We start from the raw sequence: 22,262 nt of genomic DNA, 5'->3' as shown, positions 1-22,262 counted from the left end.
AAATCGGCCCGGCGCACCGGCTCACGACCCTCGACAGCCCCCCGTGAACGTGCGCCGGAGCACTACCCGGCTGAGCAGCAACGATCCGTACAGCGCCCGGGTTCCCGCTCGTGATTTCGATTTTCAAACCTCGGACGAGCCCTGACCTGCGATCCAAGGGGCCGTACGACCGGAGGGCCTTCGGTCTCACAATTCGGGCGTAGCGGGCCACGGGGTGCGACGAAAGGCTGGATCGCCATGTGAAGAAATTCACGAAGGTTCTCGCACGCACCCGGGCGTGCCCCGGCCCCGGCACCCCGAGAGGGGCGTCGGGGCCGGTGGGGTAAGGCCTGCGGGCGGTCAGGAGGCCGTACTCCAGGCGATGCCGTCCAGGATGTCGTGCTCGCTCACGACCACCTCGGCGGCGCCGGTGCGGTCCATGATCTCCAGCAGTTCCAGCGCGCCCGCCGCGATCACGTCCACCCGGCCCGGGTGCATCGACGGGATGGCCGCGCGCTCGGCGTGGGTGGCGGCCAGCAGCTCGCGGGCGATCTCGGCGACCCGCTCGCGGCTGATCCGGGAGTGGTGGATCCGCTCCGACTGGTACGCGGGCAGGTCCTGGGCGATCGCGGACACCGTGGTGACCGTCCCGGCCAGGCCCACCAGGGTGGCCGCACCGGTCAGCGGGACGACCTCCTCGGCCTTGTCCAGCTCGGCCCGCACGTGCGCCCGGGCCTCGGCGATCTGCTCCTCGGAGGGCAGTTCGGCGCCGCCGAAGTGCCGCTCGGTCAGCCGCACGCAGCCGATGTCCACCGAGCGCGCCGCCTGGACCTCCGCCCCGCCGAGCACGAACTCGGTGGAGCCGCCGCCCAGGTCGAAGACCAGGTAGGGGGCGGGGAACTGCCCGCCGGCCAGCTCCTTGGTGGCACCGACGAAGGACAGGTGCGCCTCCTCCTCGCCGCTCACCACCTCCGGCTCGACGCCCAGGATGTCGCGCACGCCCTTGACGTACTCGTCGCTGTTCTCGGCGTCCCGGGAGGCGCTGGTGGCGACGAAGCGGGTGCGCTCCGGGCCGACGCCGAAGCCCGCGATGACCTCCCGGTACTCCCGGCAGGCGGCGAAAGTGCGCTCCAGCGCGTCCGGGTGCAGCCGGCCGGTGCGGTCGACGCCCTGGCCCAGCCGGTTGATGATCATGCGGCGGTCGAGGTCGGTGATCTCGCCCGTCTCCGGGTCCAGGTCGGCGACCAGCAGCCGGATCGAGTTGGTGCCGCAGTCGATCGCGGCCACCCGGGTCGTGCTCACTCGGACTCCTGCTCCGCCGCCGCGTCCTGCGCCGCCGCGGCTTCCTGACCCGCCGTGGTCTCCTCGGCGGCGCGCTTCTTCGCCGCCCGCTCGGCGGCCTTCTGCTGCTTGGCCGCGATCACGGCCTCGTGGTCCTGCTCCTTGGCGCGGTTGCGGGCGACCCGCTCACCGGCGGCCTGGACCTCGGCCGGGGAGACGCACGGGCCCTTGGCCCACCAGTCCTCCAGCATGCCGATCGCCTCGTCGCCGAGCGGGTTGACGCCCTCTCCGGCCGCCAGCGAGTGGCCGACCAGCACGTGCAGGCACTTCACCCGGTCCGGCATGCCGCCGGCGCTCGGGAAGCCCTCCAGCACCTCGATCGCGTCGCGCCGGGCGATGTAGTCCTCGTGCGCCTTCTGGTAGGCGGCGGCCAGCTCCGGATCCTCGGCGAGCCGGGCCGTCTGGTCCTTCATCACGCCCTCCGCCTCCAGGGTGCCGATCAGCGAGGCGGCCTTGGGGCAGGTCAGGTAGTACAGCGTCGGGAACGGCGTGCCGTCCGGCAGCCGGGGGGCCGTCTCCACGACGTCGGGGTTGCCGCAGGGGCAGCGGTGCGCCACGCCGCGCAGGCCGCGCGGCACCCGGCCGAGCTGGGCGGCGATGGCCGCGACGTCGGCGTCGGAGACGGCGGGGTGGTTCTCAGTGGTCATGGGGGGTGGGGTCTCCAACGGAGGACGGGGGGAGCGGACGGGGTGCGGCGGGAGCCAGCGCGACGGTGTCGGCGGCGTCCACCGAGTCCCAGATGCTGGTGTACCAGGGCTTGGCGGCCTTCGCCGGGCCGGCGGCCGCGTCGGCGGCGGGAGCGGCCGAACCGGCCGGGGCGGAGGGCTGGGCGGCCGGACCGGCCGGGTCCACCGCGATGTACGGGGTCTCCCCCGGCACCGCGTAGTGCAGCCGGGCGCGGGCCTGCGCCTTGACGTACTCCGGGTCCTGCCAGCGCGCCTTGTCCCGGCGCAGCTGGTCGACCTGCTGGCGCGCGTGGTCGGCCTTCGCCCGCTGGGCGGAGATCTCGGCGCGCTGTGAGATGAACTGCCGCGTCGGGTAGGCGAGGATCGCCACCAGCGAGCAGAGCACCAGGACCAGGACGGTCGCCCGGCTCGTGAACCGAGGCCGGGCCGCCAAGCCCGGGATCCTCCAGCCAGCCATCTCCCGTATCCCCTCCTGGTCGCGACGGTGCCCCGCCGTCCACCCTACGGGGTGAGCGGCGGGGCACCGGTCAGGCGTGCGCTACCGGGGGCCTCGGGCCCCCGGCGGCCGGGCCGGACGTCGCCCGGCCCGGGCGTGCTCAGCCCTCGTGCTTGAACCGCGGGAAGGCGCCGCGGCCGGCGTACTCGGCGGCGTCGTCGAGGATCTCCTCGATGCGCAGCAGCTGGTTGTACTTGGCGACGCGCTCGGAGCGGGCCGGGGCACCGGTCTTGATCTGGCCGCAGTTGGTGGCGACGGCCAGGTCGGCGATGGTGACGTCCTCGGTCTCGCCGGAGCGGTGCGACATCATGCAGCGGTAGCCGTTGCGCTGGGCCAGCTCGACGGCGTCCAGGGTCTCGGTGAGCGAGCCGATCTGGTTCACCTTCACCAGCAGCGCGTTGGCGGTGCCGGTCTCGATGCCCTTGGCCAGGCGGGCCGGGTTGGTGACGAACAGGTCGTCGCCGACCAGCTGGACCTTGTCGCCCAGCTTGACGGTCATGGCCTTCCAGCCGTCCCAGTCCGACTCGTCCAGCGGGTCCTCGATGGAGACCAGCGGGTAGGAGGCGACCAGCTCGGCGTAGTACTCGATGAGCTCGGCGGAGGTCAGCGCCTTGCCCTCGAACTGGTAGGCGCCGTCCTCGTAGAACTCGGAGGCGGCGACGTCCAGGGCGAGCGCGATGTCGCGGCCGGGCACGTAGCCGGCCTTCTGGATGGCCTCGGTGATGAGGTCCAGGGCCTCGCGGTTGCTGTCCAGGTTCGGCGCGAAGCCGCCCTCGTCGCCGAGGCCGGTGGACAGGCCGCGCTCCTTCAGCACGCCCTTGAGGGTGTGGTAAACCTCGACGCCCCAGCGGACGGCCTCGGAGAAGGACTCCGCGCCGATCGGGGCGATCATGAACTCCTGGATGTCGACGTTGGAGTCCGCGTGCGAGCCGCCGTTGAGGATGTTCATCATCGGGACCGGCAGGACGTGCGCGTTCGGGCCGCCCAGGTAGCGGAACAGCGGCAGGTCGCTGGCCTCGGAGGCGGCGTGCGCGACGGCCAGCGAGACGCCCAGGATGGCGTTGGCGCCGAGCGAGGACTTGTCCGGGGTGGCGTCCAGGTCGAGCATGGCCTGGTCGATCAGGCGCTGCTCGGTGGCGTCGTAGCCGACCAGCTCGGGGCCGATCTGCTCGATGACGGCCAGGACGGCCTTCTCCACGCCCTTGCCGAAGTAGCGGTTCTTGTCGCCGTCGCGCAGTTCGAGCGCCTCGAAGGCGCCGGTCGAGGCACCCGACGGAACAGCGGCACGACCCGTGCTGCCGTCGTCGAGGCCGACCTCGACCTCGACCGTGGGGTTGCCGCGGGAGTCGAGGATTTCACGGGCTACGACGACATCGATGGACGGCACGAAGCATCTCCTTGCGGAAGCAGGGTCCGGCTGCGGGTGGTGCCGTCGGCCGGACGATTGCGGAGTCGTTACGACCAGAGCCTAACCGCCCGGGCTCCCGGGGCCACGTCGGCCTGGGCTGCGTCTCACCGTGTGGCCCGGCTACCCACCGGTAGTTCACCTGCTCGTCCCGGCGCGTCCCACCGGGGCGGGCGGACGCGGACGTAGGGGGCCGCCGGGCGCGGCCCCCTACCTGTCCAGCGTGTCGTCACCTGTCCAGCGTGTCGTCCGCCGTGGAAACGGTCCGGCTCAGCCCAGGTGCAGGACCTGGCCGGGCACGATCAGGTCCGGGTTGCCGCCGACCGTGCCGCGGTTGCCGTCGTACAGCGCCTGCCAGCCGCCGGACACGCCCTGGGCGGTGGCGATGCCCGACAGGGTGTCGCCGTCCCGGACGGTGTAGTCGTGGCCGGTCGTGGCGGCCGGGGCCTGGGCGGCCCGCGGGGCGGCGTGCTTGGGGGCGTACTGCTGCGCCGACGGGTCGGCGGGCTTCTCGGCCTGCTTCGGCGCGGCGTGCTTCGGCGCGTACTGCTGGACCGGCTTCGACTGGGCGGGCTTCGCGGCGGCCTTGGGGGCCTGCTGCTTGGGCGCCTGCTGCTGGGCCTGCTGCTTCTGCGGCTTGGCGTCCGAGGAGGTGTCCACCTCGGCCGGGGCACCGCCCTTGCTCAGGCCGGCCTTCTTGGAGCAGACCGGCCAGGCGCCGGGGCCCTGCGAGGCGAGGACCTTCTCGGCGACCGCGATCTGCTGCGCCTTGCTGGCCTGGTTGGCCTGCGCCGCGTACGCGGTGCCGCCGTACGCCTTCCAGGTGCTGGGGGTGAACTGGAGGCCGCCGGAGAAGCCGTTGCCGGTGTTGATGCTCCAGTTGCCGCCGCTCTCGCACTGGGCGACGGAGTCCCAGACGGAGGCCGGGGCGGCGGAGGCACCGGTGGCGGTGAGGAGCGGCAGTGCGAGTCCGACGCCGGCCACACCTGCGACGGCGATGGCCTTCTCGGCCTGGGTGCGACGACGATGACGGCCAGTTCCAACGAACAGCATGAAGGTCCCTCTCCGCACGCCTGCGAGGTGAGCTGTCGGGTTCGGACCGGGAGGTGGCCCGGCCGCCGTCTGCGGAATCGATTCCGCGCGGGCGGCTTCACCCCGAGCCGTGGAGGAACGGCAACAAACCTGGTTCCCCCGCCCCTGCCCAGGGTTCTGGTCGGTTTCCCGTGACGCGGCGGGCAGGATTCGGCGTCCCGCGCACGAGGTCCGCAGCTGCGAACTCCACGGAGACTAGACAGATCCTCAGACGAATCACAAGCTCATATCACCGACATCACACCAGAATTACGGCCCGTGTTCGATCGCCTACCAACGGCGGGTCTTTGTCCGGTTTGATGGGCGTTCATACCGTCGCTGGTGGCCGGTTCCGGATGCCTCGTCAGCGTGTCGCCGGCTCAGGAAGGCCGTGCGGCGACCTGAGCTCCGGACTGAATTCGACCGGAAGTTCGCGCAATCCACGCATGATCAGGCCACCCCGCCAGCGCAGATTCTCCGGGCTTTCGGCCAGGCGCAGATCGGGCAGCCGGGAAAGCAGCGTGGCCAGCGCGGACCGCCCCTCCAGCCGGGCCAGCGGGGCGCCGATGCAGTAGTGGATGCCGTGCCCGAACCCCAGGTGGGGGTTGTCGCTCCGGGCCAGGTCGAGGGTGTTCTCGTCGGAGAACCTGGCCGGATCGCGGTCCGCCGCCGCCAGCACCACCAGCACCGGATCCCCGACCGGGATCTCCACCCCGCCGATGGTCAGCGGACGGGTCGCGAACCGCCAGGTCGCCAGCTCCACCGGCCCGTCGTAGCGCAGGAGTTCCTCGATCCCGGTCTCCAGCAGCGCGGTCTCGCCGCGGGCCACCGACTCCTGCAGCAGGGCCCGCTGCCCGGGATTGCGCAGCAGCGCGTACGTGCCGTTGCCGATGAGGTTCACCGTCGTCTCGAACCCGGCGAAGAGGAGGATGAAGGCCATCGCGGCGGCCTCGTTCTCGGTCAGGTGCTCGCCGTGGTCGCTCGCCCGGATCAGGCCGGAGATCAGGTCGTCCCCGAGATCCGCCCGCTTGCGGTGGATCAGCTCCAGCAGGTACGCCCGCATCCGCTTCACCGCCCGCCCCACACCGCCGCGTTGGCCGCCCGCCTGGCCCGGCTTGGTGTGGCGCAGCATCATTCCGGCCCAGTCGCGGAAGTCGTCCTGGTCCTCGGCCGGCACGCCCAGCATGTCGCAGATCGCGTAGATGGGGAGCGGGAACGCGAACTCGTGGATCAGGTCCGCCGAACCGCGCTGCGCGAAGCCGTCGATCAGCCGGTCGGTCAGCTGCTGGACCCGCGGCTCGAACTCGGCCACCCGGCGCGGGGTGAACGCCTTCGCCACCAGGCGGCGCAGCCGGGTGTGGTCCGGCGGGTCGATGTTCAGCAGGTGGGTCATCAGGTCCGCCTGCCGCTCCCCCGGGATGCCCACCCGGCCGGTGCGGTGCGCCTGCTCGCTGTGGTGCGCCGGGTTCTTCGACAGCCGGCTGTCCGCGAGCGCCTGCCGGGCGTCCGCGTAGCGCGTCACCAGCCAGGCCTCCACCCCGCTCGGCAGCTTGGTGCGGTGCACCGGCGCGTGCTCGCGCAGCCAGGCGTAGGCGGGGTACGGGTCGGCGGCGAACTCCCAGGTGAAGAGCTGCGGGTCGGGCTGGGCGGCGGGCTGGGCGCCCTCGGGCTGAGCTGGCATGGGTCGACCGTAACCGCTGGACCGGACGGGCCCGGACCACCGGCGGACGCGCCCTCGCCACCGGCCGGAGGTCACCGCCGCGCGAACCGTCCGTGACCGGCGCGCGAGCGGGGCGCCGACACTCCGTGGACGGCTCGTGGACGCCGGGTGGACAGGCCTTGGCCAGCTCTTGGCCGGGCGGCAGGCGTGAGCCTGGTCACCTGCGGGGTAATCCCTGTTGCGGAGGGTCAGGACCTGCCTACGATCCTCCGAAGTACGCGCGGGCGCCGGTGCGGTGCCGCCCGCAGGGAGGAGCTGGACCAATGACGGTCAGCGGAGCAGTCGTCGTCATCGCGGTACTCGCGGGCGGTTCGGGGGCCGACCTCGCCCGCCGGTTCGCCGCGGCCGACGCCGCCGGGATGCTGATCGCCGACACCCACGTCGGCGTCGCCGAGGACCTCGCCGCCGAACTCGACCGGCCGGGCTGCCCCGTGGTCGGCGTCTCCGGCGACATCCGCCGGCCCAGCGACGTCGCCGCCCTGGTCGACACCGCCGAGAAGCACTTCGGTCCGATCGACCTCTTCTGCGTGGCGGGCCCGAAGGGCGAGCGGATCGTCTCCCTCGCCGACCTGCCCGCCCACCTCGACCTGGAGCGCCTCGCCGAACTGGTCGTCCTGATCGGCGAGGCGATCGGCGAGCTCGTCCCGCCGCAGCGGTCCGCCTCGGAGCGCACCGCCACGGCGGCCTGAGCCGCCCCTCTGCTCCGGCCTGAGCCGCCCCCGCTACTCCGGCTTGAGCCCCTCGGCCGCGCGCACCGCCTCCCGGTAGCCGCGCGCGGCCGAGCGCAGCGCCGCGTCCACATCCACCCCCGCGTCGTGCGCCCGCTGCACCACCGCCAGCAACAACCGGCCCACCGACTCCGCGGTCAGCTCCGCCGGCAGCTCGTACGGCTCGTCCAGCACCTGCGCGAAGCCCGCCCGGCGCACCCGGGACACCAGCTTCGCCGCGTACGCCAGCGCCGGCAGCCCGGCCGGGACGCCGTCCAGGACGGACTCCCGGTCCGCCTTCTCGGCCGCCTTCAACTGCTCCCAGTTCGCCTCCACCTCGGCGGCGCCCTCCGCCTCGACGTCCCCGAACACGTGCGGGTGCCGGTACACCAGCTTGTCCACGATGTCCCCGGCCACGTCGTCGACGGTGAACGGCCCGGTCGGGTGCTCCTCGGCGATCCGGGCGTGGAAGAACACCTGCAGCAGGACGTCGCCCAGCTCCTCGCGCAGCGCGTCCCGGTCCCCCTCCTCGATCGCCTCGACCAGCTCGTAGGCCTCCTCGACCAGGTACTTCACCAGGCTCTCGTGGGTCTGCTCGGCGTCCCACGGGCAGCCGCCGGGCGAGCGCAGCCGGTCCATCACCGAGGCGAGGTCCAGCAGCCGCGCACCCGGCAGGTCGTACGAGCCGGGCAGTACCTCGATCTCCGGCACCTCCCCGGCGTGCTCCACCGCGAGCCGGGCCAGCGCGTCCGTCAGCCCCGGGTCCCCGTCCGGGCCGCCCAGCCACACCGTCGGCCCCGCCCCGGCCGGCTGGCCGGTCAGCAGCCGCGCCAGCGCCGGCGCCGACCCGGCCGGCACCACCTCCACCGCCACCCCGGCCTGCCGCACCGCCGCCACCTGCGGATGCCCCTCGTCCGCCACCAGCACCCGCCCGGCCGACCGCAGCGCCTCCCAGGCCGGCCACGCCAGCAGCCCGGGGGCCACCCGGTGGGTGGTGGTCAGCAGGATCAACTTCGCGCCCGGGGCGTCCGTCGGCACACCATTAGTCGTCACACCTCGAACCTACCCGCCGCGGGCGCCCCGGGCCCCGGCCGGTGCCCGGCAGCCGAGCGGCGGCCCCGGGCCGGGCCCGGGACCGCCGTGAACCGCCGTGGACCGCTGTGGACCGCCCGGCGCTACTTCTTCGTCCCCGCCAGGTCGTCGAACATCGCCGACAGGAACTCGGTGCACCAGCCGAGCAGTTCGCGCCCGACCAGCGGCTTGCCGCCGATCCGGCCGGTGCTCGGCCGGGGCACCAGCAGCTGCCGGGCCGCCGCCTTGACCTGGCTGCGCGGGTAGAGCCGGTTCAGCCGCAACTGCTGGGACTCCCGCAGCTCCACCGGGCCGAAGCGGACGTTGGAGCCCTGGAGGGTGATGTCCGAGATCCCGCAGCGGCGGGCGTACAGCCGCAGGCCGGCGACCATCAGCAGGTTCTCGACCGCCTCGGGCAGCTTCCCGTAGCGGTCCGCCAGCTCGTCCCGGACCTGCTGGATGTCCGCCTCCGAGTTGACCGCCGCGATCGAACGGTAGGCCTGCAGCCGCAGCCGCTCGCCGGGGGCGTAGTCGTGCGGCACGTGGGCGTCGACCGGCAGCTCGATCTTCACCTCCAGCGGCTCCTCCTCCGGCTCGCCGCCGTTCGCCAGCGACTCGCGGAACTCGGCCACCGCCTCGCCGACCATCCGCATGTAGAGGTCGAAACCGACACCCGCGATGTGCCCGGACTGCTCACCGCCGAGCAGGTTGCCGGCGCCGCGGATCTCCAGGTCCTTCATGGCGACGTACATGCCGGCGCCCATCTCGGTGTGCTGGGCGATGGTGGCCAGCCGCTCGTGGGCCGTCTCGGTGAGCGGCTTCTCCGGCGGGTACAGCATGTACGCGTAGCCGCGCTCGCGCCCGCGCCCGACCCGGCCGCGCAGCTGGTGCAGCTGGGAGAGGCCGAAGGTGTCGCCGCGCTCGACGATCAGGGTGTTGGCGTTGGAGATGTCGATGCCGGACTCCACGATCGTGGTCGACACCAGGACGTCGAACTCCTTCTCCCAGAAGTCGACGACGACCTTCTCCAGCTGGGTCTCCCCCATCTGCCCGTGCGCGGTGGCGATCCGCGCCTCGGGGACGAGGTCCTTGAGCCGGGCGGCCGCCTTGTCGATCGACTCGACCCGGTTGTGGATGTAGAACACCTGGCCCTCGCGCAGGAGTTCACGCCGGATCGCGGCCGAGATCTGCTTCTCGTCGTACGGCCCGACGAAGGTCAGCACCGGGTGCCGCTCCTCCGGCGGGGTGGTGATGGTGGACATCTCGCGGATGCCGGTGACGGCCATCTCCAGGGTGCGCGGGATCGGCGTCGCGGACATCGTGAGCACGTCCACGTTGGCGCGCAGCTTCTTCAGCTGCTCCTTGTGCTCGACGCCGAAGCGCTGCTCCTCGTCGACGATGACCAGGCCGAGGTCCTTGAACCTGGTCTCCGAGGAGAACAGCCGGTGGGTGCCGATGACGACGTCCACCGAGCCCTCGAACAGCCCCTCCAGGACGGCCTTGGCCTCGCTGTCGGTCTGGAAGCGGGACAGCGCCTTCACGGTGACCGGGAAGTTGGCATAACGCTCGGCGAAGGTGGAGAAGTGCTGCTGCACCAGCAGGGTGGTCGGCACCAGCACGGCGACCTGCTTGCCGTCCTGCACCGCCTTGAACGCGGCCCGCACCGCGATCTCGGTCTTGCCGTAGCCGACGTCGCCGCAGATCAGCCGGTCCATCGGGACGGACTTCTCCATGTCCGACTTGACCTCGGCGATGGTGGTCAGCTGGTCCGGCGTCTCCGCGTACGGGAAGGCGTCCTCCAGCTCGCGCTGCCACGGGGTGTCGGGGCCGAAGGTGTGGCCGGGGGCGGCCATCCGGGCCGAGTACAGCTTGATCAGGTCGGCGGCGATCTCCCTGACCGCCTTCTTGGCCCGCTGCTTGGTCTTGGCCCAGTCCGCGCCGCCGAGCCGGTGCAGCGTCGGGGCCTCGCCGCCGACGTACTTGGTGACCTGGTCGAGCTGGTCGGTCGGCACGAACAGCCGGTCGCCGGGGTGGCCGCGCTTGGCGGGGGCGTACTCCAGCACCAGGTACTCGCGGGTGGCGCCCTGGACGGTGCGCTGCACCATCTCGACGTACCGGCCGACGCCGTGCGCCTCGTGCACCATGTAGTCGCCGGCCGCCAGGGCCAGCGGGTCGATCGCGTTGCGGCGCCGGGACGGCATCCGGCGCATGTCCTTGGTGGAGGACCGCTGGCCGGACAGGTCGGTCTCGGTGATGACGGTGAGCTTGAGCCGCTCATCGACGAAGCCGTGCTCGATGGACCCGCAGGAGACGTACACGACGTCCCGGGTGGGCGCCTCGGCGAGGTCGGCGACCAGCCGGGCCGGGATGCCCTCGTTGCCGAGCACCTCGGCCAGCCGGGAGGCCGGGCCGTGGCCCTCGGTCACCATGACGACCCGCCAGTCGGCGGCCAGCCGCTCCTTGGCGTCGGCGATCGCCCGGGCGGTGTCGCCCCGGTAGGCCTCGACGGCGTGCATGCCGAGGGTCAGCGTGTTGACGTCGACCTCCAGGATGCCGTCGAGCGTCGACTCGCTGGTCGCGAACGGGCTGACGGACCACCAGGGCAGGCCGATCCGGTCGGCGTGCTCGCGCACCTCGGCGAGCGAGCGCAGCGAGGCGGCGGAGACGTCGATGGTCTCCAGGTCGATCGGCCGGTCGCCGCCGGCGGCCGCCGCGACCCAGGAGGCCTGGAGGAACTCCTGGCTGGTGGCCACCAGGTCGGCCGCCCTGGTCCGGACCCGCTCCGGGTCGCAGACCACCGTGACCGAGCCGAGCGGCAGCACGTCGAGCAGCAGCTCCATGTCGTCCACCAGCACAGGTGCCAGCGACTCCATGCCCTCGACCGCGATGCCCTCCGCGATCTTGTCCAGGATCTCGGCCAACCCGGGCTGCTGGGCCGACAGTTCGGCGGCCCGGGCGCGCACCTGGTCGGTCAGCAGCAGCTCCCGGCAGGGCGGCGCCCACAGCCCGTGCTCGGCGATCTCCAGCGAGCGCTGGTCGGCGACCTTGAAGTAGCGGATCTCCTCGACCTCGTCGCCCCAGAACTCCACCCGCAGCGGGTGCTCCTCGGTCGGCGGGAAGACGTCCAGGATGCCGCCGCGGACGGCGAACTCGCCGCGCTTCTCGACCAGTTCGACCCGGGCGTAGGCGGCCGCGGCGAGCCCGCGGGCGATCTCCTCCAGGTCGTGGGTCTCCCCGCGCCGGACGGCCACCGGCTCCAGTTCGGCCAGCCCCTTCACCTGCGGCTGGAGCACCGAGCGGACCGGAGCGACGATCACCTGCACCGGACCGGCCGCCGGGTCGTCCGCCCGCGGGTGCACGATCCGGCGCAGTACGGCCAGTCGGCGGCCGACGGTGTCCGAGCGGGGCGACAGCCGCTCGTGCGGCAGGGTCTCCCAGGCGGGGTACTCGGCGACCGCGTCGGCGGGCAGCAGCGAGCGCAGCGAGGCGGCCAGGTCCTCGGCCTCCCGCCCGGTCGCGGTGACGGCCAGCACCGGGCGGCCCCGCTCGCCGGCCGCCCGGGCGGCGAGCGCGCGGGCCAGCGCGGCGACGGCGAACGGCCGGGCCGCGGGCGGTCCGACCAGGTCCAGGTGCCGGCGGCCGCCGGCCGCGGCTCCGGTGGCGGTGGCCGCCTCGATCGCCTCGGCGAGCGCCGCGTCCCGCGCGACGACATCGAGCAGTCCGGTCAGACTCATCTGGGGTCTCTTCTTCGTGCCGTGGCTGGTGCTGCCTCCGGGCGGCGAACGGCCCGCCGGGGCAACGCGAACGGCCCGGCACGCCGAGCGGCCGGGGGTCTCCAGCCTACGCCGCGGCACGGACAGCCACGCGGCGTACGAGCCCGGCGGGGCCGCGCCGCCCGGGCGACCGGCCGCGCGGGGGCCGAACGGCGGCCCCGGGTGCCTCTGTCAGGGACATGACCGTAGGCGCACCACTGGACGGAACACCGGGCCGGGCGGTGGACGAACCGCTCGGGCGCCGGCCCGGACCGGGCTTCGTCATCCGCCACGAACTGGACATACTCCTGTCACTGGCCGTCCATGGAGATCGCGCACCATGGTGAATGTGCCCGCCGCACCCAACCGTGGGGGATGGCTGTGGCGGCACTGTCGCACCCCCGATGGGGGTCGGAGGTGCGAGGCCGGGCGACCCTGGGTGGGGGCGCCCGCCCAAGCGCCGGGAACCGTGGCGCCCTTTCCTGGAGGGCGCCACGGGTCTCGGCCTCATCCGTCTCTCCCGCGGCGCGCGGGCCCTCCACGACCGGCCGGCCTCTGATTCGCCGTGCCGGCCAGCTGCTAGCGGCAGCCGATCGACCGCAACGCACAGGCCCCGACCGCCCAGCAGAAGGCGGTCAGGGCCCAGGACGCGGGACTCACCCGGCTGATCGCGGGCGAGGGCGGTTGAGGACTACTTGCGGCGGTAGGACACCGTGTTCGGGGGTGCGTAACCAGCGCCGTCGTCCACGATGATGATCTTCGGGATGATCCGGGTCTCCTCGGCGCCCTCGGCGCCCTCTGCCGCCGCCACACCGTCCACGGGCACCGCCGGCGGCGCGGCCGGCTTCGGCGGCACCGCGGCCGGGACGACCGGACCGGTCACCACTGGGGCGGCGACACCCCCGGGCTCCGCATCGGCGGCCTCGACGTCGGCGGGCTTGGCGTCGGCGGGCTCGGCGTCGACGGGCTCGGCGTCGACGGGCTCGGCGTCGGCAGGCCTGACGCCGGTGGCCCGGGCCGCCACGCCGCCACCGACCACCGGCTGCCGCAGCAGCGCAGTCGCGCCGGGCCGCGCACCGGCGGGAGCCTCGGCCGGGCCGTCGGCCGGGGCCGCGGCGCTGCGCAGGTCCGGCAGCGGGATCTCCCCGGTGTCCGCCTCCGAATCGACCGGTGCCGTGTCCGCCACCGCGTCCACCGGTCCGGCCGCCGCAGCCGCGGCGGCCCCGGCGGCGGCCGCGGCCAGCTGCTCGGGCTCGATCTGCCCGACCGCCGCGCCGGTGAGCGAGGCCAGCGTCGCCTTGATGTGGTCCAGGTGCTGCTGCACCGTCTCCAGCCGGGCGTCGAAGGCCTGCTGCTCGCGCTCGCTCTCCGCGTTGATCTTCTCGGCCTCCCGGCGGGCCTGCTCGATCAGTTGGTCGGCCTTGGCCTGGGCGTCGGTCTCCAGCTGCTTGATCCGGTTCAGCACCGTCTCCCGGTGCTGCTCGGCCTCCTTGACCCGGCGCTCGGCCGTCGCGGAGACCTCGGCGTCCTCGGCGTCGGCCTGGGCCTGGGCCGCGGCGAAGGTCTCGTCGGCCTTGCGGCGCCTGGCGGCCAGCTCGGCCTCGGCCTGCTCGCTGGCCTCGGCGGCGGCCACCCGGACCTTGGCGGCGTAGGCGGTGGCGCCGTCCCGGGCGGCGCGGCTCTCCCGGTCGGCTTCGGCGCGGATGCCCTCGGCCTCGGCGCGGGTGCGCTCCTCGGTGCGGCGGGCGGCGGCGTCGGCCTCGGCGCGGACGGTGGCGGCGTACTCCTTGGCGGCCTTCTCGGCCGCCTGGCCGGCCTCGTACACCTCGTCCCGCAGGTCCTCGGCGTAGCGCTCGGCCTTCTCCTTGACGGCGCGGGCCTCGTTCCGGGCCATCTCGGCGAGTCCGGCGGCCTGCTCGCTGAGCACCTCGTAGTCCGGCTCCGGGGCCTCCTCGGCGGCCCGGCGGATGTCGTCGAGCCTGGTCTCCATCTGCCGGATCCCGGCTCCCAGGACGCTCAGCCGCTCCCAGGCCTCGTCACGTTGTGCGGTCAGGGCGGCCAGCGCCCGGTCGACCTGCTCGGGCGCGTAGCCGCGCCGGGCCTGGGTGAAGCCGTACTGGGGGACGGCGTCGCTCATGGGCTCTTCCCCTCGTTTCGCGGGCTGCGGAGCCCATGATCGGACGGACTGGACGGATCCGGAACCGGTTCGGAGACCGGGGCCGGATCCGGTCGTCGTGCGGACCGGAAAGCGTCGAGGACGGGACGAATAGACCCATCCTCTTGACCTATTTTGCGCAGATCCGGACGAAACCCCAACGAGGCACAGCTGCCGGGGCACGCCGAAGGGGTCGTTCCGGACACCGGAACGACCCCTCCCACCTGCGGGGATCCGCGACGGTCCGCTACAGCAGACCGTCCCAGAACTGCTCCAGCAGCACCGCCCACCAGGTGTCCGCGGTCTGCAGGGCCGCCGGGTCGATCGCGGCGAGCTGGGCCTGGAAGTCGGTCGTCCAGCGACCGGCCTGCTCCGGCGTCAGCCCGTACCGCAGACGCCACATCCGGCCCAGCAGGGCCAGCGCGCGGACGAACTCCGGTACACCGGTGTTGACGAAGCGCGGCGGCTGGCCGGTTCCGTCGACGTCCACGGCGACCACGTTCGCGGTGCCGTACTGGACGCACAGCTGACGGCCGTAGTCGTTGCCGAGCACCAGGTAGCCGCCGAAGTCCGGGCCCTGCGGCAGGCCGCGCTCGGCGGCCAGCTCGGCCAGCGTCGGGATCGGCCGACCCTCCTGCGCCTGGGCCCAGAAGAACGGCCCGAAGTCGCGCGGCAGCCCGGCCCACACCAGCGTCTGCGACACCGGCTCCGGCACGCCCTGGCGGGAGACGGCGCGCTGCTCGTAGCGGAACAGGTTCTGGCCGAAGGCCGTCCCCAGCTCCTGGGCGAGCTGCTGGGGCGGCAGCGGGGGCAGCGCCTGGACCGTCCCCGGCGCGGGCGGCGGTACCCGGAACGGGCGGACCCGCTGGGCACCGGAGGCCAGCTGGTGCAGCTCGTCCAGGTGGTCGAGCAGCTCGGCCATCCCGGCCTGCCGGGAGGCGTGGTCACGGCCGTACGGGGCGGTGTGGGTCAGCCGCACGTTCGGCCAGGAGGCCGCGATCATGCGGTTGCAGTAGCCGCCGGGCAGGTCGCAGGACTCCAGCTCGGTGTAGAGCTCCAGCACCTGCTCCGGCGGCACGTTCAGCCGCCGCAGGTCCTGGAGGATCTTCCACTCCGGGTGCGGGGTGCCCGGCTCGCTGCGGTGCAGCAGCTTCTGCTCCGAGCCGTCCGGGCCCCGGTAGCTGAGCGCGGCGAAGTAGCCCGGGCCGACCGCGGGCACCCCGGGCGGCACCGGCGCACCCGGCGGCGGGCCGGTGACCGGGGTCGGCGGGACGACGCCGGGCGCGGCACCCGCGTTCGGGTAGCCGTACCCCGCCGCGGGCGCGGCCGGAGCCGCCGGGCCACCGGGCGGCGGCGGGACGGCCGGGCCGCCGGACGGCGGGGTGCCAGGATCCGCCGGGCCGCCGAGCAGTGCCGGGTCGATCGCGCTCGCCAGCTGGGTCGCCTCGTACGCCACGCCGGCGGCGGCCGGAGCGGGCCCGCCCTGCGGCGCGGGAGCCGGGGCGTCACCGGAGCGCAGGCCCGCCGGCGGCGGGGGCGGCGGGGTCGAACCGCCCGAGCGGCCGCCCGGACCGGCGGCGGGCGCGCCCGACCCAGGGGTCTGCCGCAGCTCGGCGGGCGGGGGCGGCGGCGGGGCGGAGCCGGGGTTGCGGCCCAGCCCGCCCGAACCGGCAGCGCCGGACGGTCCGCCCGGAGCGCCGCGCAGCGCGGCCGGCGGCGGGGGCGGCGGGGCCGAACCCGGGTTGCGGCCGAGACCGCCGCCCTGGGCCGGCGGGGCGGCGGGCGGTGCGGCCGAGCCGGGGGCGCCGGGCAGGCCGGCCAGCCCGCCGGGCGAGGCCAACATGGTGGGCGCCTGCTCCACCGGGGCGGCGGGCGGGGCCGCCGGGGCACCGGGCAGGCCCATCAGGCCCGGCACGGCGTCCGGCGGCGCGAGCAGCGTCGGCGCCGGCTCGGCGGCCGGGGCGGGCACCGGGGCCGACGGGGCGACGGGCGGCGCGGCCGGGGCCGGGGCCGGGGCCGGGGCGGCTGGGGCGTGGGCGGCCGGGGCCTGGGCACCGACCGGCGGGACCGGCGGCAGGCCGGGGCCGCCACCCGGGGGCATCAGCACGGTCGCGGCCTCGGCCCCGGCCGGGGCGGGCGCCTCGGGCAGGTCCGAACCGGAGGTGCGCAGGCCCTCCGGCATCAGCACGGTCGCCGCCTCGGCCGCGACCGGCGCGGGCGGCGGCGTCGGGGCGCTCGGCGGCGGCACCGGCGCGGCCGGCGGCAGCGGGGCGGCGAACGGGTCCTCGCCGGGCGGCGGCGCGAGCATGGTCGGCGCGTCCCCGGCGGGCCGCTCGGAGACCGGCGGTTCGGTCAGCACGGCGGGCGCGGGCGGCAGCGGTGCGGGCGGCACGTCGACGGGCGCGGGCGCGGCGACCGGCGCGGCAGCCGGGGCCGGGGCCGCAGCCGGAGCCGGGGCGCCCCCCAGCTTCTCGGCCTCCGCCGCGATCGCCGCCGCCCCCGCCTCCTGCAGCCACTGCGGCGGGCTGAGCAGGAAGGAGGTCGCCTCCACCGGCCCCGGCGCGGGCTTCGCCGCCCCGGCCGGGTTGGCCGCGACCGGCCGCCCGTACACCTCCTCGAACTGCCGGACCACCTCGTTGACGGGCAGCGCGGGCCACAGCGTGCTGGCGCCCGAGTCGCGGGCGATCACCAGCCGCGCCCCGCCCGCACCGGCCCCGCCGTCGGCACCGGCGGCGGGCCCGCCCGCCGTGTCCGCCGGCGACACCGCCCAGCAGACGAAGCCGAGGTCGAACTCCCGGACCCGCACCTCGCGCTGCTGCCCGTGCGGCACCCCGCCGTTGACCCACTCCTCGGCGAGCTCCTGCGCCTGCGCGTACGTCACCACGCCCGGTTCACCCCTGTCCCCGTCGTCCTCACTCGTTCCCTCAACGCCGTTCCCGCGACCACGTCAGTCCACCGGGACGGCCCGGGCGAACCCGCCGTCCACCATCAGCTCCGCGACCGTCTCCAGCTCCGGCGGGCTGCCGGCCAGCCGCAGCAGGAAGGCGTCGAAGTCGTCCCCGCAGGGCAGCAGCAGCCGGGCGCAGCGCTCCTCGGGGGCCTCCGGCCCGCCGGAGTCCCGGGCGTCGTCGTACAGGTGGAACCAGACCGAGCCGATCCGGTCGCCGCGCACCTTGAGCGCGATCAGGCCGCCCTGCGCGTAGGCGATGCCCAGGTAGTCCTTGGTGAGGTGGTCGCGCAGGCACTTGTTGGCGTAGACGACGTCCTCGGTGCCGTACTCCTCGGTGAGGGTGAGGAACGGCTGGTCGAGCAGCATGCCGAGCTCGGTGTCCAGCGCGACGCCGACCGGGCCGCGGCCGCCGCCGAGCTTGAGGAAGGTGCGGTAGGCGCCGGGCAGCCGGTAGCCGAGGCGCTCCTCGGCGCGCTGCACCAGGTCCTCGGGGACACCGATCGGATCGCCGCCGTCCTTGGCCAGCGAGAAGTGGACGGGCCGGCGCTCCTGCAGCGGCCGGGTGCCCCGGCGGGAGTGGTCGGCGGGCGAGACGGCCAGGCCGCCGTGGTGCCGCAGCAGGGCCTTGACCTCGACCGGGACGAGCTCCATCCGGCGCCAGCCGGGGGCGGCCCGGCCGACCGCGTGGTGCCAGGTCCAGCCGGGCGGGGTGGCCACGGCGGTCTCCAGGTCGGCCCAGAGCGGGTGGCCCTGGGTGAACAGCGCGGCGTTGGCCGAGACGTAGTCGGTCAGCCGCAGTTCGTCCACGCCGAAGCCCTCCGGCGGGTCGGCGACCTCGGCCGCCGCGGCGGCGTACGGACCGAAGTCCGGGTAGCCGGCCTCGTCCACCCGGACCCCGGCCGGGTGCCGCTCGGCACGGACCGGATCCGGGAACTGCACCACCTGACCTGCGTACGCCGCGTTCGGTGCGGCGGCGACGCCGGGCCGACCTGTCGTCATCTGGGAGCCCCCACTGGCTGCTGCAAAATGCTCGGTGCGCTTGCTGGGCATCAGCCTATTGGTTCACCCGGCCGGACGAACCCCCCGCACCCAGGGCCCGCTCCAGGACCTCCACGACCCTTACCTGCTGGGCCTCCGTGAGGTGCGGGTGCAGCGGCAGGCTGAGCAGTTCGCCGGCCGCCCGTTCGGCGACCGGGAAGGCGCCCGCGCGGTAACCGAGCGGGCGGAACGCGGGCTGCAGGTGCACCGGGACGGGGTAGTGCACCCCGGCGCCGATGCCGGCCCCGTGCAGCGCGGCGAGCACGGCGTCGCGGCCGCGGGCGATCCGCACCGGGTAGAGGTGGCGGACGTGGACGTTGCCGGGCGCGGTGCCCGGCCGGGTGACGCCGGGCAGCCCGTCGAGCAGCCGGTCGTAGCGGGCCGCGGCGGCGCGGCGGGCGGCGTTCCAGTCGGGCAGCCGGCGCAGTTTGGCCCGCAGCACGACGGCCTGCAGGGCGTCCATCCGGGAGTTGAAGCCGAACCGCTCGTGCCGGTACTTGTCGCGGGCGCCGTGGTCGCCGATCAGCCGTACGGCGGCGGCGAGTTCGTCGTCGTCGGTGAGCACCGCCCCGGCGTCGCCGTAGCCGCCGAGGTTCTTGCCCGGGTAGAAGCTGGTCGCCGCGATCCGCCCGTGGGCGCCGCGCCCGTGGCGCCGGGCGCCCTGGGACTGGGCCGCGTCCTCCACCACCGGGCGGCCGTCGGCGAGTTCCAGCAGCACCTCCACCGGCGCGAACTGGCCGAACAGGTGGACGGGGAGCAGCGCCACCGCCCCGGGCAGCGCGGCGGCGACCCGCTCCGGGTCGATCAGCAGGTGCTCCGGGTCGACGTCGACCGGCACCGGGCGCAGTCCGGCCCGCTGCACCGCCTCGGCGGTGGCGACGAAGGTGTTGGCGGGCAGCACCACCCCGCCGCCGGGCGGCAGGTCCAGGGCGCGCAGGGCCAGTTCCAGGGCGTCGGTGCCGTTGGCGGCGCCCACGCAGTGCCGGACGCCCGTGAAGGCGGCGTACTCCCGCTCGAAGGCGGCCACTTCGGGGCCCTTGACGAAGGCGCCGCTCGCCAGCACCCGGTCGAAGCCGGCCAGCACCTCGGCCTCGACCTCGGCGTGCGCGGCGGCCAGGTCGACCAGCGGGATCGCATCGCTCAACGGACCGCCGCCCGGCGAGCCCGTCACCGGACCGCCGCCCGGTCCCCGGTCCCCACCGGTACGGTGATGCCGCCGAGTTCGAGGCTGAGCGAGGCCGCCTCCAGCAGTTCCAGCACCCGCACCCCGGCCCGCCCGTCGGTGAGCGGGGCCCGGCCCTCGACGACGGCGCCCGCGAACTCGGCCATCACGTTGCGCAGGGCCTCCTGTTCGACCAGCGCGGGCGCGACCATCTCGCCGACCCGGTAGGAGATCAGCGCCCGGTGCCGGATGGCGTCCGTGAGCTGGTCGGGCGGGGTGAGGTCGACCCCGCGGTCGTGCACGGCCAGCCGGGCCTGGGGGTTGAGGTCGTCCCAGACCAGGGTGCGCCGGGAGCCGCCGATCAGGGTGGTGCGGACCTTCGTCGGGGAGAGCCAGTTGACGTGGCAGTGCGCCAGCGCGCCGTTGCTGAGCCGCACCGTCAGGTAGGCGACGCAGGCCCGGCCGGCACCGATCGGGTCTGCGCCCTGGGCGCAGACGCCGACCGGCACGACCCCGGGCGGCAGGACGAAGTCCAGGACGGACAGGTCGTGCGGGGCGAGGTCCCACAGCACGTCGACGTCCGGCTGGACCAGGCCGAGGTTGATCCGCACCGAGTCGAAGAACTGGACGTCCCCGATCTCCCCGCCGTGCACCAGTTCGCGGATCCGGCGGACCACCGGGGTGTAGCAGAAGGTGTGGTCGCACATCAGCACCAGCCCGGCGGCCTCGGCCAGTTCGACCAGTTCGGCGGCCTCGGCGGAGGAGGTGGTGATCGGCTTCTCCACCAGCACGTGCTTGCCCGCCTCCAGCGCGGCCCGCACCAGCGGGTAGTGGGCGCCCGCCGGGGTGGCCACCGCGACGGCGTCGACCCGTTCGTCCGCCAGCACCCGCTCGTACCGGCCGGTCGCCCCGACGGTGCTGTACTCCCCCAGTACGGCACGGGCCTTGGCCTCGTCCAGGTCGCACAGCCAGTGCAGCCGCAGCGCCGGGGTGTGCTGGGCGTTGCGGACCAGCTTCGGCCCCCAGTAGCCGGCCCCGACCACCGCGAGGCCGACCGGTCGCTCCGGCACCGGCCGGGGCGGCTCGCCCGGGGTGGGCACGTGGCCGCCGGGCGCCTGGTTGGCCGTCCCGTCCGTCCACCGCTTCGACGTCATCGCTCGGGCCCCCTCACTGGAGGGTCCGGCAGGACCCTCCCTGGCTCCGGCGCCGGGGCGCGACGGTGCCCGCCCCGGCGGCCTCAACGTCCGGCGCGGGCACCGGAGTCGGCCCGGCCCGTCCGTGTCCGCACGGCCGGGTCCGGGCCCTCCTGTGGCTCGCTGCCGGAACCGTACCGGGCGGGGCCCGGGCCGGGGGGCGGTTTCGGTAGATCGGCGGACAAGTCATGACGGCGGTGTGCGGTTCCGGCCGGTGGGCGGCCAGGATGCGGGTGGGACGGGTGCCCGACCGGCCGGTGGCCGCACGGGTGTTCGGTCCGCCCCGCACCCCGGTTGTGCGGTTGTCGGTGTCAAATGACAGGCTTGCCCCGGGACCGACCGGAGCCAACGGGAACCGGACCGCCAGGAACGAGGAGGAGGACACCGCATGACCACCGGTGAGCCGGCGGGCCCGCCCGTGCTGCGCCACCACCGCGACAGCCTGCTGCCCGCCGTCGCCGCCGCGCTGTCGCTCAAGGGCGGCGAGGTGCACACCCTGGCGGGCGCCAAGGACGACCGGCGCCCGGTCCTGCACCCGCTGGTCGGCGAGTTCCTGGACACCCTGCCGGTCGAGGCCCGCGAGCGGTTCACCGGCCGCTGCCCGGAGGCCGTCCTGCTCTCCCAGTACCTGACCACCGTGGACGGGAAGCGCTCCAAGCGCGCCGCCCGCAAGCCGATGAGCCTGCACGAAGCCCGCAAGGCGCTCAAGGGCTCCCGGATGACGACGCTGCGGATCCGCGAGGAGGGCGACCCGGCGCACGGCACCCACGCCCCGCCGTGCCGCTCCTGCGCACCGATGCTGGAGCACTTCACGGTGCAGAGCGTCGCGGTCGGGCCGCCGGCGCACTGAGCGTCCGCACGCCGGACGCCCACGCCCGCCCGCCTCCCGTACGCCCCTCGTACGCCCCCTGTCCCCGAGCCCCGGAGCACGCCCTGAATCCGCCCAGCCCGCCCCCGCCCTCGCCGGCCACCCTCGTCCCGGGCACCCTCGCCCCGGGCACCCCGCGCCCGGCCGGCCCCACCGGGCGGGCCCGCCCGCGCTTCCCCGCCGACGTCGCCGCCGAACTCAAGGCGGCCGGCTGGCACCCCGGCCGCTGGCAGATCCAGCAGGCCGAGGAGTGGGCCGACGCCCTGGTCGGGCACGGCGATCCCGGCGGCGTCCCGCACGCGGTGTTCCCGGCGGCCGTGGAGGCCTGGGCCGAGTTCGGCGGCCTCGCCTTCGACCTCTCCGGTCCCGGCCGCCAGTTGGCCCGCACCCCGTTCCTGATCGACCCGATGTGCGGGCTGCACCAGCCGCGCACCCTGTTCGACCTCGGCCGGGCCCTGGGCAGCCGGCTCGCCCCGCTCGGCGAGGAGGCGTACGGGCAGGCGCTGCTGGCCGTCGACGAGGAGGCCCGGGTCTACAGCCTGGACCACGCCGGCGAGTGGTTCCTCGGCCACGGCATCGACCAGGCGATCAGCACCCTGGTCCTGGGCACCGCCCCGGAACGGCTGCGCACCGCCGAGGAGTACGGCCGCGCGTACGGCTAGGCGCCG

General features: G+C 74.9%; 15 protein-coding genes, 1 pseudogene and 1 riboswitch. Of the genes and pseudogenes, 3 read left to right on the top strand and 13 right to left on the bottom strand.

Translation table 11 applies throughout. The features are described from left to right. Nucleotides 1-339: 339 nt before the first annotated feature. The 6 genes and pseudogenes from ACIQWA_RS27345 to ACIQWA_RS27320 all read right to left on the bottom strand — a co-directional run bounded on the left by ACIQWA_RS27345 (nt 340) and on the right by ACIQWA_RS27320 (nt 6,659). Entirely contained in the window at nt 340-1,281 is a 942-nt protein-coding gene (locus ACIQWA_RS27345) for a Ppx/GppA phosphatase family protein (RefSeq protein ID WP_360231102.1), read from the bottom strand. 182 nt (nt 1,282-1,463) lie between these two features. Then, nucleotides 1,464-1,985 (bottom strand): annotated as a pseudogene (locus ACIQWA_RS27340) (DUF501 domain-containing protein); the annotation flags it as partial. Continuing rightward, nucleotides 1,957-2,439 carry a septum formation initiator family protein gene (locus tag ACIQWA_RS27335; RefSeq protein WP_360231105.1) on the bottom strand — a complete coding sequence of 161 codons (483 nt, stop codon included), beginning with the start codon at nt 2,437-2,439 and terminating at the stop codon, nt 1,957-1,959. The pseudogene ACIQWA_RS27340 and the gene ACIQWA_RS27335, both read right to left, overlap by 29 nt. Nucleotides 2,440-2,602: 163 nt before the next feature. Continuing rightward, the gene (gene eno / locus ACIQWA_RS27330; RefSeq protein WP_360231108.1) at nt 2,603-3,889 is read right to left on the bottom strand and encodes a phosphopyruvate hydratase; all 1,287 of its coding nucleotides are present in this window, start codon (nt 3,887-3,889) and stop codon (nt 2,603-2,605) included. A 288-nt stretch (nt 3,890-4,177) separates the two neighbouring features. Next, nucleotides 4,178-4,960, bottom strand: a complete 783-nt coding sequence (locus ACIQWA_RS27325) for a transglycosylase family protein (RefSeq protein ID WP_402487013.1) — start codon at nt 4,958-4,960, stop codon at nt 4,178-4,180. Nucleotide 4,961: 1 nt separating this feature from the next. After that, nucleotides 4,962-5,132, bottom strand: a riboswitch (cyclic di-AMP (ydaO/yuaA leader). Between the two features lie 210 nt (nt 5,133-5,342). After that, nucleotides 5,343-6,659, bottom strand: a complete 1,317-nt coding sequence (locus ACIQWA_RS27320) for a cytochrome P450 (RefSeq protein WP_360231114.1) — start codon at nt 6,657-6,659, stop codon at nt 5,343-5,345. 302 nt (nt 6,660-6,961) lie between these two features. Here ACIQWA_RS27320 and ACIQWA_RS27315 point away from each other — a divergent pair, with 302 nt between their 5' ends. Then, entirely contained in the window at nt 6,962-7,387 is a 426-nt protein-coding gene (locus tag ACIQWA_RS27315) for an SDR family NAD(P)-dependent oxidoreductase (protein WP_402487009.1), read from the top strand. A gap of 33 nt (nt 7,388-7,420) precedes the next feature. On the opposite strand, the gene ACIQWA_RS27310 is transcribed toward ACIQWA_RS27315, so the two are convergent. The 7 genes from ACIQWA_RS27310 to ACIQWA_RS27280 form a co-directional block, all read right to left on the bottom strand. Further along, complete coding sequence (locus tag ACIQWA_RS27310; RefSeq protein ID WP_402487007.1) at nt 7,421-8,458, bottom strand: MazG family protein; 1,038 nt, start codon at nt 8,456-8,458, stop codon at nt 7,421-7,423. Between the two features lie 122 nt (nt 8,459-8,580). After that, entirely contained in the window at nt 8,581-12,210 is a 3,630-nt protein-coding gene (mfd, locus tag ACIQWA_RS27305; RefSeq protein ID WP_402487004.1) for a transcription-repair coupling factor, read from the bottom strand. Nucleotides 12,211-12,919: 709 nt separating this feature from the next. Further along, nucleotides 12,920-14,365: a DUF4047 domain-containing protein gene (locus ACIQWA_RS27300; protein WP_402487001.1), complete on the bottom strand. Its 1,446-nt coding sequence runs from the start codon at nt 14,363-14,365 to the stop codon at nt 12,920-12,922. 265 nt (nt 14,366-14,630) lie between these two features. Then, nucleotides 14,631-17,267, bottom strand: a complete 2,637-nt coding sequence (locus ACIQWA_RS27295) for an SUKH-4 family immunity protein (RefSeq protein WP_402486998.1) — start codon at nt 17,265-17,267, stop codon at nt 14,631-14,633. 63 nt (nt 17,268-17,330) lie between these two features. Then, nucleotides 17,331-18,332 carry an SMI1/KNR4 family protein gene (locus tag ACIQWA_RS27290; protein ID WP_360231306.1) on the bottom strand — a complete coding sequence of 334 codons (1,002 nt, stop codon included), beginning with the start codon at nt 18,330-18,332 and terminating at the stop codon, nt 17,331-17,333. A gap of 55 nt (nt 18,333-18,387) precedes the next feature. Beyond that, a complete protein-coding gene (locus ACIQWA_RS27285) occupies nt 18,388-19,515 on the bottom strand; it encodes a DegT/DnrJ/EryC1/StrS family aminotransferase (protein WP_402486995.1) in 1,128 nt (375 codons plus the stop codon). 23 nt (nt 19,516-19,538) lie between these two features. Beyond that, the gene (locus ACIQWA_RS27280) at nt 19,539-20,687 is read right to left on the bottom strand and encodes a Gfo/Idh/MocA family protein (RefSeq protein WP_402486992.1); all 1,149 of its coding nucleotides are present in this window, start codon (nt 20,685-20,687) and stop codon (nt 19,539-19,541) included. Between the two features lie 427 nt (nt 20,688-21,114). Between ACIQWA_RS27280 and ACIQWA_RS27275 the strand changes: the two genes are divergently transcribed. Both ACIQWA_RS27275 and ACIQWA_RS27270 read left to right on the top strand, forming a co-directional pair. Continuing rightward, nucleotides 21,115-21,576 carry a YwqJ-related putative deaminase gene (locus ACIQWA_RS27275; RefSeq protein ID WP_360231138.1) on the top strand — a complete coding sequence of 154 codons (462 nt, stop codon included), beginning with the start codon at nt 21,115-21,117 and terminating at the stop codon, nt 21,574-21,576. 83 nt (nt 21,577-21,659) lie between these two features. Continuing rightward, nucleotides 21,660-22,256 (top strand): SUKH-3 domain-containing protein, encoded by a 597-nt coding sequence (locus ACIQWA_RS27270; protein WP_402487131.1) that lies wholly within the window; start codon nt 21,660-21,662, stop codon nt 22,254-22,256. The last annotated feature ends 6 nt before the right edge of the window (nt 22,257-22,262 follow it).

Origin of the sequence: Kitasatospora sp. NPDC098652 (assembly GCF_044760155.1) — a bacterium.
GTDB lineage: Bacteria > Actinomycetota > Actinomycetes > Streptomycetales > Streptomycetaceae > Kitasatospora.
The sequence above is the reverse complement of the archived record's forward strand: the minus strand, read 5'-3'. Positions and strand labels throughout refer to the sequence as shown.

Coding starts and splice junctions, on each gene's coding strand:
- ACIQWA_RS27275 (WP_360231138.1), top strand. CDS start 21,115: ATGACCACCGGTGAGCCGGCGGGCCCGCCCGTGCTGCGCCACCACCGC.
- ACIQWA_RS27280 (WP_402486992.1), bottom strand. CDS start 20,687: ATGACGTCGAAGCGGTGGACGGACGGGACGGCCAACCAGGCGCCCGGC.
- ACIQWA_RS27300 (WP_402487001.1), bottom strand. CDS start 14,365: ATGAGCGACGCCGTCCCCCAGTACGGCTTCACCCAGGCCCGGCGCGGC.
- ACIQWA_RS27315 (WP_402487009.1), top strand. CDS start 6,962: ATGACGGTCAGCGGAGCAGTCGTCGTCATCGCGGTACTCGCGGGCGGT.
- ACIQWA_RS27320 (WP_360231114.1), bottom strand. CDS start 6,659: ATGCCAGCTCAGCCCGAGGGCGCCCAGCCCGCCGCCCAGCCCGACCCG.
- ACIQWA_RS27325 (WP_402487013.1), bottom strand. CDS start 4,960: ATGCTGTTCGTTGGAACTGGCCGTCATCGTCGTCGCACCCAGGCCGAG.
- ACIQWA_RS27290 (WP_360231306.1), bottom strand. CDS start 18,332: ATGACGACAGGTCGGCCCGGCGTCGCCGCCGCACCGAACGCGGCGTAC.
- mfd (WP_402487004.1), bottom strand. CDS start 12,210: ATGAGTCTGACCGGACTGCTCGATGTCGTCGCGCGGGACGCGGCGCTC.